8 protein-coding genes and 1 pseudogene are annotated in these 13,455 nt (G+C 43.2%); 8 read left to right on the top strand and 1 reads right to left on the bottom strand.

Annotated features, from left to right (window positions below; translation table 11 throughout):
- Positions 1–33 precede the first annotated feature (33 nt).
- Positions 34–387: a DUF6717 family protein gene (locus ACE38W_RS19920; RefSeq protein WP_375833704.1), complete on the top strand. Its 354-nt coding sequence runs from the start codon at positions 34–36 to the stop codon at positions 385–387.
- Between the two features lie 74 nt (positions 388–461).
- Here the strand turns inward: ACE38W_RS19920 and ACE38W_RS19915 are convergent, their stop codons facing one another.
- On the bottom strand, positions 462–905 hold the full coding sequence (locus ACE38W_RS19915; protein WP_375833703.1) for a DUF4293 domain-containing protein: 444 nt from the start codon (positions 903–905) through the stop codon (positions 462–464).
- 146 nt (positions 906–1,051) lie between these two features.
- Between ACE38W_RS19915 and ACE38W_RS19910 the strand changes: the two are divergent.
- The 7 genes and pseudogenes from ACE38W_RS19910 to ACE38W_RS19880 all read left to right on the top strand — a co-directional run.
- Positions 1,052–2,278 (top strand): annotated as a pseudogene (locus tag ACE38W_RS19910) (malic enzyme-like NAD(P)-binding protein); the annotation flags it as partial.
- Positions 2,276–3,370 (top strand): phosphate acyltransferase, encoded by a 1,095-nt coding sequence (locus ACE38W_RS19905; RefSeq protein WP_375834320.1) that lies wholly within the window; start codon positions 2,276–2,278, stop codon positions 3,368–3,370. The pseudogene ACE38W_RS19910 and the gene ACE38W_RS19905, both read left to right, overlap by 3 nt.
- 118 nt (positions 3,371–3,488) lie before the next feature.
- Positions 3,489–4,520 carry a hypothetical protein gene (locus tag ACE38W_RS19900; protein WP_375833701.1) on the top strand — a complete coding sequence of 344 codons (1,032 nt, stop codon included), beginning with the start codon at positions 3,489–3,491 and terminating at the stop codon, positions 4,518–4,520.
- A gap of 62 nt (positions 4,521–4,582) precedes the next feature.
- Positions 4,583–5,326 carry an MlaE family ABC transporter permease gene (locus tag ACE38W_RS19895; RefSeq protein WP_375833699.1) on the top strand — a complete coding sequence of 248 codons (744 nt, stop codon included), beginning with the start codon at positions 4,583–4,585 and terminating at the stop codon, positions 5,324–5,326.
- A gap of 16 nt (positions 5,327–5,342) precedes the next feature.
- Positions 5,343–6,161, top strand: a complete 819-nt coding sequence (locus ACE38W_RS19890) for an ABC transporter ATP-binding protein (protein ID WP_375833697.1) — start codon at positions 5,343–5,345, stop codon at positions 6,159–6,161.
- A 132-nt stretch (positions 6,162–6,293) separates the two neighbouring features.
- On the top strand, positions 6,294–7,181 hold the full coding sequence (gene sucD / locus ACE38W_RS19885; RefSeq protein ID WP_375833695.1) for a succinate--CoA ligase subunit alpha: 888 nt from the start codon (positions 6,294–6,296) through the stop codon (positions 7,179–7,181).
- Positions 7,182–7,303: 122 nt separating this feature from the next.
- The gene (locus tag ACE38W_RS19880; protein ID WP_375833692.1) at positions 7,304–13,393 is read left to right on the top strand and encodes an alpha-2-macroglobulin; all 6,090 of its coding nucleotides are present in this window, start codon (positions 7,304–7,306) and stop codon (positions 13,391–13,393) included.
- Positions 13,394–13,455 lie beyond the last annotated feature (62 nt).

The following is a 13,455-nucleotide window of genomic DNA, read 5'->3' as shown; positions in this document are numbered from 1 at the left end:
ATTTATATCTCCATAACCCCTAAAAAAACCTATATGACTGGTAATTACAGATTTTACAAAACATCGGAAGGTAAATGGTTCATTGATATCCCCGAATGGACCAAAGATATTGCAGAACTGCAGATGGTATTAGGTGCAGATACAATGCTGGATGTAGCCAGTGGCAATACGGCAGAATGTTTTCTGAAAATTAGTGACGAGCCGTTTGCTGGTGCAGACGAAGCTAAGCTGATGGAGAACCTGAAAGAATCTATTGGTGGTGGTAACTATCTGATGGAAATGTTCAGGGGAGAGGCCGTAAATCAGGAAATGTGGCTTTGTGAGGTTACCGAATATGTTTTTGGTTACCTGCCTGCTACTATTTATGTAGAAGTAACTGCCGCTTAACCTAATACAGTAAAAGAAAAAAGCCGTCCCTACTTAGTAGAAACGGCTTTTCTCTTTTTTATATCAAAAGGTAATTATCTCAGTCTGTCCAATGATTTGATGAGTTTTTCATCTTTATAGATGCCTCTGGCGGCGAGGAACAGCAGTACAACCATAACAATCGGGAGGAAAGATGCCGGCAGGTAAGAGGCACTGGCAATAGTTTTTCCGCTGGAAACCAATGCATTAGCTTGTTTGGAAACCAGTGCATATTGGTAAATGATGGCGCCGAGGGTAAGGAGGATATCGATTACGGTAAGGCGGAACTGCAATTTTCTCTTTTTGTAGAGGAAGATGCATGCAAATGCGATCAGGATGATGATGATATAGAGCACATACATCAAATAATTATTAGATGCATTTACAACAGAGACCTCAGCAGAACCGGCTATGGTGGCTTTCCACAGGTTGCTGCATAGTACTCCTACGCCTGCTCCGGCGGCTAATAACAAATAAAGACTCTGGATGCGTTGTATCATGATATTTGCGAATGTTTAACGACGTAAAAGTAAGTAAATTTAACTGTTATTTATGAGGTGACCTATGGGGGCTACTGCTAATTATCAACGGTCGTAGTGCAATACTTCGTATATTTGACGCCCAACAACAACAATCTAAACTTGATATGGCTAAAAAACTGAACAAGCAGGATGCATTAGACTATCATGCAAAAGGCAGGCCGGGCAAAATTGAAGTAGTACCTACGAAGAATACGAAATCACAATGGGATCTCTCCCTCGCATACTCTCCAGGGGTAGCTGAACCTTGTAAGGAGATTTACAACGATGTAGAAAACGCATACAAATACACTGCAAAAGGTAATCTGGTTGGCGTAATCAGTAATGGTACCGCCGTACTGGGATTGGGTGATATTGGTCCTGAAGCCAGTAAGCCAGTGATGGAAGGTAAGGGTGTATTATTCAAAATTTTCGCAGACATTGACGTTTTTGATATTGAGTTAAATGCAAAAGATCCGGATAGCTTTGTAGCTGCCGTAAAAGCATTGGAACCAACCTTCGGAGGTATTAACCTGGAGGATATTAAGAGTCCTGAGTGCTTCGAGATTGAAGACAGACTGCGTAAAGAGCTGAAAATACCTGTAATGCACGACGACCAGCATGGTACGGCGATCATTTCAAGTGCTGCACTGCTCAATGGTCTGGAACTTGTTAAAAAGAAAATTGAGAAAGTTAAGATCGTAGTAAATGGCGCTGGCGCCGCTGCTATGGCCTGCGTTCGCCTCTATCTAGCATTAGGAGCGAAGCTGGAAAACTTCATCTTATTTGATAAAGACGGTGTGCTGAACACAGAACGTAAAGATCTGGGTCCTATGCACATGCAGTTTGCTACCAAGTCTAAGGTTAAAACCTTGGCTGAAGCAATGAAAGATGCGGATGTATTCCTGGGTCTTTCTGTAGGTAATGTGGTTACGCCTGAGATGATCAAGAGCATGGGTAAAAACCCAATTGTGATGGCGATGGCAAACCCTGATCCTGAAATTGCCTATGACGCCGCAGTGGCAGCACGTCCTGACGTAATCATGGCAACTGGTCGTTCCGATTATCCTAACCAGGTTAATAATGTATTGGGCTTCCCATATATCTTCCGTGGCGCCCTCGATGTCAGAGCTACTGAAATCAACGAGGAAATGAAACTCGCTGCTGTAAGAGCGCTGGCTGAACTGGCAAAATCTCCGGTGCCAGATATCGTTAACCTCGCCTATAACGAGAAAAATATTTTCTTCGGTCCTAAATATATTATCCCTAAACCACTCGATCCACGCTTGCTGAGCACTGTTGCTCCTGCGGTGGCTAAAGCGGCTATGGACAGTGGTGTAGCTCATCACCATATCACTGACTGGGAGGCTTATAAAGTAGAGCTGAATGGACGTCTGGGGCTCGACAACCAACTGTTCCGCGTAATCGGTACCAAAGCGCGCCGTGATCCAAGGAAAGTTGTATTTGCTGAGGCAGACAATATTAAAGTGCTGAAAGCTGCGCAGGTAGTGAATGACGAAGGTATCGCCATCCCAATTTTGTTGGGTAATGAGTCGAAAATTCGTAGTCTCGCGAAAGAACATGCAATCGAAATTGAAGGTATCCAGATCATCGATCCTAAGAGCGATGAAATGCAGGAAAAACGTCATCATTTTGGTGAGCTGTTCTTTGAAAAGCGTAAGCGTAAAGGGTTCAACATGTACGAAGCGAAGAAAGTTATGCGTGAACGTAACTACTTCGGTTGTATGATGGTGGAAACCGGGGAGGCAGATGCATTGATTTCTGGTCTGACACGTAAATATCCTGATACCATCCGTCCGGCATTACAGGTAATCGGTATGGAAGAAGGTGTGAATAAAGTAGCAGGTATGTATATCATCCAGACTAAGCGTGGACCGCTGTTCCTGGCTGATACTACCGTAAACTTCAATCCAACTGCAGAAGAACTGGCAGATATTACCCTGATGGTGGCTAAAGAAGTACAACACTTCAATATCACTCCACGTATCGCCATGCTTTCTTACTCTAACTTTGGTTCCAGCCCAACCCCTGAGGCGCAGCTGGTGGCTAAAGCCCGCGATATCGTTAAACAACGTAATCCTTCGCTGATTGTAGATGGTGAAATCCAGGCTGCAATGGCATTTAACAAGGAAATCCTCCAGGATAACTATCCATTTACTGAGTTGTTGCAAGGAGAAGTGAATACACTCATCTTCCCTAACCTGACTGCTGGTAATGTGGCTTATAACCTGTTACAGGAAGTTGCTGGTTTCGATGCTATCGGACCTGTATTGTTAGGCATGAAGAAACCTGTACACATTCTGCAACTGGGTAGTACCGTTCGTCAGATCGTGAACATGGTAAATATTGCCGTAGTGGACGCTCAAGAAAAATGCTGCCGCGAAAGCAAAGCTGAAGAGAAATCTAAAGACAAAAAGAAGAAATAGTCTACGCCACTATTAATAGCTGCCATCAGCGTGAAGGTATCGGCTTTAGAGCCGCCATCTTCGCGCTGATGGCTTTTTAGCTGTATGCTGTCCGGCGATTTTGTGCTATATTTAGCATATGCAAGAGATTTCCAGGAAGAAGATATTTTTCCCGATTAACCAGGCCTTCCGCAATTACCTGAAGTTGTATGAGCGGGAGATAAAGCTGCCTATATCTTACCAGGAGCTGTTGTATTACGAGTCTTCTATTCCTGTTTATGATAAGGAAGGAAAAGATTCGCTGTGGGAAACCGTATTATATCCGCAAAGCATGATAAACTCTATTCATGCAGGATTGAAAAGAATTTATTCCATATTGAAAGCTGGTGGTGACCAGGCCGCCGAAGAGCATTTACATATTGAGCGTATTGATTTTTGCACCTTCGGTAATTCACATCCTTTCCGGATAAAAATTGTCAACAACTACAACGAAGTATACGATTACTTTTATATCAAGATAGCAGATGCTTCCCGTATCTATGGTCTTGAGCTGGAGCATATACTTTCTCCTTACTGGATGAATTTTCTGATTGACGGTAATACGTTGGTAGAAGAACATATTGCTGGTGTTCCCGGAGATCAGTTTATCCTGCACTATCTCAACAGACCAGAATTTAATCCAAAGCGTATCGCCAAGGAGTTTGTTAAGTTCAATGAACGTTGTTTTGTACGTTTATTGGGAGATATGCGTTCTTATAATTTTGTGTTTGATATTACTCCTGATTTTGATGATGTACAGTTTCGTATTCGTGCCATAGACTTCGATCAGCAGTTTTATGAAGGCAAGAGGACCCTTTATATGCCGCAGTACTTTAAAGAGAACCGTGTGTTTGTGGATTTGGCTATTAAGCATTTGAATGCAGAAGTAGTGAAACAATATCAGCAGGAAGAACGAGCCCTCATGGCCAGGCGTATAGTGGTGCAGCGGCATAGAATCAAGGATCTGCGTGATGTTATCATGACAGACAGGGTTTCTTTTCCTGAAAAAATTCATCAGCTGGGTGAAGAACTGGCGCAGTATTATCGTGATCCGGTATTTGCCAGATGCAAGTCTATGGGGGAAATCGTGGAGCGGAGTCTGAAAAGGCTGCTCGTAAGTAGTTTGAAATAGCTATCGTGATAAATGGGAATTTCAGGTATCATTGTTAAAATCCTTCCTATCTTTGGCCGGTTATGGAGTTCAAATTCTTCTATCATTTCGGAAATTATTTGCTGATGCTTAAGGGCATGTTTTCCCGTCCGGAGAACATGAGGATGTACTGGAAACAGTTTATGCAACAGTGTGTAGATATTGGCGTAGGGTCGTTAGGGATAGTATTTATCATTTCATTATTTATTGGAGGTGTGGCTACACTCCAAACGGCTTATCAGCTGGTAAGTCCGATTATTCCTAAAAGCACGATTGCACAGGTGGTACGAGATACTATTATCCTGGAGTTTGCCCCAACCCTTACCAGTATTGTACTGGCGGGTGTTGTGGGTTCTAAGATCGCGTCGGAGCTGGGTAATATGAGGGTTTCCGAGCAGATCGATGCCCTGGAAATCATGGGTATCAATACAAAAGGGTACCTGATTTTACCAAAAATACTTGCCGCTATATTGATGGTCCCTATCCTGGTAGCCATTTCTGGTTTCCTGGGTGTTTGGGGTGGTAAAGAAGCGGGTGTATTATCCGGTATTATTTCCGCGGAGCAGTTTATGCAGGGTTTAAGACAGGAATTCAAGGCCTATAACGTGTTTTTTGCGTTGGCCAAGTCATATACCTTTGGTTTTATCATTGCCAGTGTTTCCGCCTATTATGGCTATAATGTACGTGGTGGAGCGCTGGAAATCGGTAAGGCCAGTACTACCGCAGTAGTGGTAAGCTGTGTATTGGTATTGTTCATGGACTATGCCCTCACGGCTATATTACTGTAAGCTATTTCGAGAAATCATGATTCAACTGCAAGACATAAAAAAGAGCTTTGGCGACAAGGAGATATTGAAAGGCGTATCGGCTACTATGGAATCTGGTAAGGTAAATCTTATTATCGGTACCAGTGGAAGTGGTAAGACTGTAATGATGAAGTGCATGGTGGGGCTGATCGAGGTTGATCAGGGCAAGATAATGTATGACGGAAAGGACTTTACCACGATGGATATTCATCAACGAAAGATTATCCGCCAGGAAATAGGCATGCTGTTTCAGGGATCTGCATTATTCGACAGCATGACGGTAGAGCAGAATGTGATGTTTCCGTTGGAGATGTTCGGGACAGGTAGTTATAGAGATAAGAAAAAGCGTGTAGCGGAATGCCTGGAACGTGTGAATCTGAAAGATGCAGCTAAAAAATTCCCGGCAGAGATCTCCGGAGGGATGAAAAAAAGGGTGGGGATCGCCCGGGCGATCGTCCTGAACCCCAAATACCTTTTCTGTGATGAGCCTAACTCCGGCCTTGACCCACAGACCTCTTTGGTGATAGACCAGCTTATCAAGGAGCTGACCACAGAATATAATATTACCACCGTCATCAACACCCATGATATGAATACCGTAATGGAAAGCGGGGATAATATTGTATATATGTATCAGGGGAGAAAGCAGTGGGAAGGCTCTAATAAAGACATTGTATTTAGTAAAGATCAGCTGCTAAATGATTTTATTTTTGCCTCAGATTTCCTCCGAGAAGCGAAGGAAATGCGTCAGAAAGACCTGATAGATAGGGGAGAATGGAAGGGAAATGGTCAGCAAGATGGTGATTCCAAAAAATAGCCGCTAATTAACAGTGTTTAGTTCTCAGCTTTATCCGAAAGGTGCTAAATTGCAGAATTGTTCAAATCAGCTTATTTTTGCGTCACCAGACGAAATAAGATATTAAAAAAATAAACCAATAAAACAAGCGCGATGAGTGTTTTAGTTAATAAGGATAGCAAGGTGATTGTGCAAGGGTTTACCGGTACTGAAGGTACTTTCCATGCCACACAGATGATCGAATACGGAACCAATGTAGTAGGTGGTGTTACCCCTAACAAAGGCGGTACTACTCACCTGGAGCGCCCGGTATTCAATACCGTAGCGGATGCTGTAAAAGCAACCGGCGCCAATGTTTCTATCATTTTTGTGCCACCGGCTTTTGCTGCTGATGCGATCATGGAAGCAACCGAAGCTGGTATTGCCCTGGTGGTATGTATCACAGAAGGTATTCCAGTTCAGGACATGGTGAAAGCTAAAAACTTCCTGCAGGGAACCAGCACCCGCCTCATCGGCCCTAACTGCCCTGGTGTTATCACCGCTGAAGAAGCTAAAGTAGGTATCATGCCAGGCTTTATCTTCAAAAAAGGTAAAATCGGTATCGTTTCTAAATCAGGTACCCTGACTTACGAAGCTGCTGACCAGGTTGTTAAAGCTGGTCTGGGTGTTTCTACCGCTATCGGTATCGGTGGCGACCCAATCATCGGTACTCCAACCAAAGACGCAGTTGAACTGCTGATGAACGATCCTGAAACTGAAGGTATCATCATGATCGGTGAAATCGGCGGTAGCATGGAAGCTGAAGCAGCTCGTTGGATCAAAGAAAACGGTACTAAACCAGTTGTTGGTTTCATCGCTGGCCAGACTGCTCCTCCGGGCCGTCGTATGGGTCACGCTGGTGCTATCATCGGTGGTGCTGAAGATACTGCTGCAGCTAAAATGAAAATCATGGCTGAATGTGGCGTTCACGTAGTTGAAAGCCCAGCTAATATCGGTAAAACTATGGCTGAAGTACTGAGCAAAAAAGCTGCTCTGGCTTAATTTTTTCAGTCTAACAATACTTTAGAAAGGTGGAAAGTGAATGGGGCATACCATTTGCTTTTCACCTTTCGCTTTATAAATACCCCCGGCCCCAGCTGGAAATAATCTGAAAATCTTTTTTCATGAAACCCATTTCGCGTTTTCTCGTAGCATCATGTTTCTTAATCTTTAGCTGTATCTCTATGACGGCCCAGACCTATTATGACAACGCCTGGAAACAGGTAGAACAGTCAGACGCAAAAGACTTGTCAACCACTGCACTCAAACAAGTAGATGCCATCTACCAGAAGGCAGTAGCTGAAAAAAATGATCAGCAACAGATCAAAGCACTCATCTTTAAATTAAAGTACAATGCTATCCTCAATGATAGCAGCTTGACCACTGGTATTGCCCTGCTGAACAAAGAAATCAAAGCGGCTACCGGCCCGAAAAAGGCCATACTCCTAAGTATGAAAGGTGAAATATTTCGTACTTACCTGCAAAATCACCGCTATGAAATCCGCAATTTGACCAGTATTGCAGATAATAAAAGTACTGATATCCGCACATGGCCAATCGATAAACTGAATGATGAAATCACCACAGCATATGAGGCATCCCTCACAGATCCAGCTGCATTGAAAAAGGCTAGCCTGAACGACTACCAGGTGATCATCTCCCAGGGAGAAAATAGTAAAAACCTACAACCGACGCTTTATGATCTGTTGGTTGTACGTGCACTGGAATTCTTTAGTTCAGGAGAAGCTTACCTGACTAAACCGGCCAATGCCTTTGAACTTACTGACCCTGCTGCATTCTCGCCGGCAGCCACCTTTGCGCAGCATAAGTTCACCAGCACCGATAGCAGCTCCCTGTATTTTAAAGCGCTCCAGCTCAGACAACAGCAAATTGCTTTTCACCTGAATGATGAAAATAAAAGCGCATTGGCAGATGCTGATATCGACAGGATTACTGCTTTGCACAATATTTCCGTAGCTGATAATAAAGAAGATTTATATAAATCCGCACTGGAAACAGCGATGAAAGCCTACCAGCAAGTGCCCGAGGGAACAAAAGCAACCATGCTGCTAGCCAATACCCACATAGAAGGTATTCCGCTGTACTTCAATAACAATAACGTATATACGAAAAATCAAAAAGAAGAAATTCTTACTGCATTATCATTGTGTGACCAGGCTATCAAATCCTTCCCTAATTCAGTAGGAGGTGCTGAATGTTACAATATCAAACAGCGTCTGCTGGAAACAGACCTGGACTTCCAGACAGAACAAGTAAACGTTCCAGGGCAGGCCTTCCGCGTACTCACACAATTCAGGAACCTTTCAACTGTTTATTTCAAGATCATTAAAGTGCCTGATGCGGTGCTGAAGGCAGGTAGATTAGAAGTAGATGCCTATAGCGAAAAAGGTAACCGCCTTGATAGCGTCCTACGACTGGCGCCTGCAAAAGCCTGGAGCCAGACATTACCCGATCCTGGCGACCACCTGCCACATAGTGCCGAAGTAAAAGCAGATGCCTTGCCTTCAGGAACATACCTGTTAGTAGCCAGTGCCAATAAAGCCTTCAGCCGTCAGAACAACAATATGGTCGGTAACCTGTTCTCCGTATCCAATATTGCGTTTATTACCAAAGGCAGTCTGGTCTACGCCTTAGACAGAACCAGCGGTGAACCACTGGCAGGAGCTAAGTTGGAAATCCGCACCCAGCCTAATTCCTACGATAAGCAAACTTTAACTACTTACTATACCGGTACTGCAGATGCAGCCGGTAAACTGGATGTACAGTATACCAACAAAGATTATAACACCAGGCAGCTGAACTGGCATTATAAAGATGATTCTCTGCTGGTTTTAAACTACAGTGATTATGCTTTCCGCATTTATCCAAACAATGGAAAACCATCTGCAGAACCTAAGTCCATCGTACGCACTTATTTCTTTACCGACAGAGGTATTTACCGACCAGGGCAGATTGCTTACTTCAAAGGAATCTTACTGGAAGAAATTAACGGTAAACCTGGTAAACATGTAAAAGCTAATCAGCGTGTAAGAGTGCAGTTGACAGATCCTAACGGACAGCTGGTAGATTCAATGACCCTGAAATCCAATGATTACGGCTCTTTCTCTGGTAAATTTACCTTGCCTACCGACCGTTTGCCAGGATCTTACTCCATTCAGGAAACTATCAATAATGGCTATACGAATATTAGGGTAGAAGAGTATAAGCGCCCTAAGTTTGAAGTGAAGTTTGATGATGTGAAACAAGAAATTCGTTTAGGCGATGCCGTTACTATTTCCGGTAAAGCTATTGCTTATGCTGGTAATAACATCGACAATGCTCAGGTAACCTACACCGTAAAACGTGGTATACGTTTTCCTTATCCATGGATATCCAGGAAGATGTTCCCAATGTCTACACAGGAAATAAGCCATGGTACTACCACCACCGCTGCTGACGGAAGTTTCAAAATAAACTTCAACGCGCTTCCTGATAAAAAGGTAGATCCTGCTGGCAAGCCTGTATTCACTTATGAAGTATTTGCAAGCGTAACAGATATCAATGGAGAAACTCGTAATGAGACCATGTATGTAAGCGCTGGTTATGTTAGTATTCTCACTACTGTAAACGTGCCTTCAACCACTACACAGAAAGCATTAGAAGAGATTACAGTAAAAACCACCAATCTGAACGACCAGTATGCAAAAACATCCCTGGCACTGAAGCTTTCCTCACTGCAGCCAGAACAGCGCCTCTTGCGCTCCCGTTATTGGTCACAGCCAGATACATTCATTTATAGCAAAGAGGAATACGTGAAATTATTCCCGTTAGATATCTACAAAAATGAAAATAATCCGGAGAACTGGCCAGTGAAAGCCTCGGTATATGAGAAGACAATGACTAGCCAGGAAAATGGTAAACTGAAACCAGGTTTCCCTCAACTGGCGCCAGGATACTACCAGCTGGAAGTAACTGCCACTTCTGAAAAAGGAGAGACTGTTGTTCAGAAAGCAATATTCAGTGTAGTGGATGATGCTAAACCACAAATGCTCTATCCTCAATATAGCTGGGTTTATCAAGAGAAAAGCAATCTGAAACCTGGTGATAAAGGACGTGTACAACTGGCTTCAGCTAAGAGTGCCTACGTTATTCAACAATATTCCACCTTACAGCAAGAAAACGAGATCGCTTATTTCCATCTGAATAATATAGAAAGAAAAGAATATCCGGTAACTACTACAGAAGAAGGTGGTATCTACGTATTGTATAATTGGGTACGTGATAACAGGTTTATTTCTCAGCAAGTATACTTCGGCGTTAGCCAGAATAAAGATTTGCAAATAGAAATAGCGACACACCGCGATAAATTACAACCAGGCGAAAAAGAAAAATGGACTGTTAAGATCAAAGGTAATGATGTAGATAAAGCTGGAGCTGAACTCCTGGCTGGCATGTATGATGCTTCGCTGGATGCTTTATATCCATTCAACTGGAGTACGCCGGCAATATATCCTGAAGTAGGCTCTCCTGCTCGTTTCTCTATGCAAAATAATAGTGGAACCGTAAGTGGAAATGGTATTGCTGTCACAGAGAATAATGCAAAAACTTATATCCAGACTTATCCTTATTTAAGATGGTTTGACTGGAACCTGGATCTTGATCACACCGCTCGTCACATGGCGTATGCAGCCAGCATGATGACAGTACGAGGTGGCGGTAATCTGAGAAAGAAGGTAGGAGATCCTAATGGTATTGAAGCTGGATTACTGGAAGATTCCAAAGGTACAGCAGTAGTCCCTGCACCACCAGCGCCAGCACCTGCGATGGCTATGAAAGATAGTCTGGAAGGCCCGGCAGAACAAGGAAACGCAGCTGGTGTACAAGCTCGCAAAGACTTCCGTGAAACAGCGTTCTTCCTGCCAGACCTGAGAACCGATAAAGAAGGTAACATCGCATTCGAATTCTCTATGCCGGAAGCCTTGACCAAATGGAAATTCCAGGGATTAGCACATACACAGGATGCCGCCTTCGGCAAAACAGAAACAGAAATTGTTACGCAGAAACCATTGATGGTACAGACTTTTGCACCTAGGTTCTTGCGTGAAGGAGATAAAATTGAATTCTCTTCAAAAATTAGTAACCTGTCTGACTCACAAGTAATCGGTCAGGCAAGATTGGAGCTGCTGGATGCTGCTACCATGCAACCAGTAGATGGCTGGTTCCAGAATATCTTCCCGGTACAGCATTTCACCGCTAAAGCAGGGCAAAGTGCTGCAGTTGTATTCCCGATACAAATACCTAACGGTTTCGGTAGTACGTTAATTTATCGCATTACTGCAACCGCAGGAAGCTTCACAGATGGTGAAGAAAATACTTTACCAGTACTTACCAACAGAATGCTGGTAACAGAAACATTGCCGGTATGGATGCAAGGTGATGGTACTAAGAACCTGACCTTCCAGAAATTAAAGGAGAGTGAATCTTCTTCTACCTTACAACAACATGGATTAACAGTAGAGTATACCAGCAATCCAGCATGGTATGCAGTGCAGGCATTACCATACCTGATGGAGTTCCCACATGATTGTGCTGAGCAGGTATTTAACCGCTATTATGCAAATTCACTTGCTTCTTGGATTGTAAAACAACAGCCTGCGATCGCTGATATTTTCAGTAAATGGAAAAATACAGATAGCAGCGCATTGTTGAGTAATCTGGAAAAAAATGAAGAGCTGAAGTCTATCCTCTTGCAACAAACACCTTGGGTGCTGGATGCAAAAAATGAATCCGAACAGAAACGTCAGATTGCTACCTTGTTTGATGCAAAAACTATCAACAGCGGCGCCAGAAAAGCAATTAGTCAACTGGCAGAGAAACAAGCCAGCAACGGCGCTTTCCCTTGGTTCTCCGGCATGACAGAAGATAGGTATATCACACAGTATATTGTTGCAGGTATAGGTAGATTAAATGCACTCACTGGTCTTAAAGATGATCAACTTAAAAAGATTGCAGATAAAGCAGTGAGCTACATGGACCAGCGCATCATCGCTGATTATAAGACCCTGCTGAAAACAAAAGCGGATCTGAAGAAGCAAAAAATAGATGGTATTGCATTACAATATCTCTACGCCAGAAGCTTCTACAATAACAATAAATCCACTGATCTTACAACTGCCTGGAACTATTACCTGGGACTTGCTAAGAAAGACTGGACGAGCCTTGGTTTATATCAACAGGCAATGGCTGCATTGTTGTTCAATCGCCTGAATGATCAGCCAACGGCTACGGCTATCGTAAGAGCGCTGAAAGAAAATGCAATAGTTTCTCCGGAAATGGGCATGTATTGGAAAGCTAATAACGGCGGATATTACTGGTATCAGGCACCTGTAGAAACGCAAGCCTTGCTCATAGAAGCATTCAGCAATGTTACGCATGACCAGACAGCTGTAAACCAAATGAAAACATGGTTGCTGAAAAATAAGCAAACCAATAACTGGAAAACTACCAAAGCCACTGCAGACGCATGTTACGCTATGCTAATCGGTGGAAGCAACTGGCTCAGTGCCACCCCTGAAGTAGATATCAAACTGGGTAATGTAGACTTCAATACCAACGAAAGCAAAACAGAAGCCGGCACAGGATATATGAAAGAACAGGTATTTGCCAAAACCATTAAACCGGATATGGGAAATATTACGGTGACAGTGAAAGGCAGCAAAGGACAACCATCCTGGGGCGCTGTATACTGGCAGTATTTCGAGCAACTGGATAAAATAACGTCTGCTGGCTCACCATTATCTATTCAAAAAGAATTGTATAAAGAAGTTAACACTGACAAAGGTCCTGTGTTGACGAAACTTAACGATAACAACGAACTTAGAGTAGGAGATAAGCTGAAAGTGCGTATCATCTTACGTGTGGACAGAGACATGGAATACATTCACCTGATGGATATGCGTGCAGCTGCATTTGAGCCACAGAATGTATTGAGCGGCGCCAAATGGCAAAATGGACTCAGCTACTATGAAAGCACCAAAGATGTGTCTACAGATTTCTTCTTTAGTAGTCTGCCAAAAGGCACATGGGTGTTTGAATATGCGCTGAACGTAACGCACAATGGTACGTTCTCTAACGGTATCAGCACCGTACAATGCATGTATGCGCCAGAGTTTAACGCACATAGCGAAGGCGTAATACTGAAAGTGAAAGAATAATTCTTCTGCATAGTTGCAAAAAAAGAAGCGTATTCATTAAGTTGAATACGCTTCTTTCGTTT

This window comes from Chitinophaga sp. Hz27 (genome assembly GCF_042263525.1).
In the GTDB taxonomy this organism is placed as follows: Bacteria; Bacteroidota; Bacteroidia; order Chitinophagales; family Chitinophagaceae; genus Chitinophaga.
The sequence above is the reverse complement of the archived record's forward strand: the minus strand, read 5'-3'. Positions and strand labels throughout refer to the sequence as shown.